Origin of the sequence: Sphingobium sp. LSP13-1-1.1, assembly GCF_040676415.1 — a bacterium.
Taxonomy (GTDB): domain Bacteria; phylum Pseudomonadota; class Alphaproteobacteria; order Sphingomonadales; family Sphingomonadaceae; genus Sphingobium.
In genome coordinates, this window is record NZ_JBEGHU010000074.1 from 1 (window position 1) to 330 (window position 330).

Here is a 330-nt window from a genome sequence, read left to right on the forward strand (position 1 = left end):
AGGGCGCGATTGAGCAATGTGGTCTTTCCGCTGCCGAGAAAGCCGGTCAGCACTGTGACCGGCGTCCTCATATCCTGTTTGGGAGTCAGCATGCGCGCGCTCAGGCAGGTGCGCGGTGGTTGGGATACAGCTGCGGGCGAAGCGCGGGCCTGGCCATGCCGTATTTGGGCGCATAGTCGGTCGTCGCGCCGAGTTCCTCGGCAGCGTGCCATGCCCAGCGAGGGTCGTAGAGCGCGTCGCGGCCGATCATCACGAAATCGGCCTTGCCGGAGGCGATGATCTCTTCAGCCTGCTGGGCGCTGCCACCGATGAGGCCGACCGACATGGTCG

1 protein-coding gene and 1 pseudogene are annotated in these 330 nt (G+C 65.5%); both read right to left on the minus strand.

The window, feature by feature from the left end; genetic code table 11:
* On the minus strand, positions 1-92 hold a 92-nt coding region (locus tag MRBLSP13_RS20790), incomplete at its 3' end, for a GTP-binding protein (RefSeq protein ID WP_363756436.1).
* An 8-nt stretch (positions 93-100) separates the two neighbouring features.
* Positions 101-330 (minus strand): annotated as a pseudogene (locus MRBLSP13_RS20795) (hypothetical protein); the annotation flags it as partial.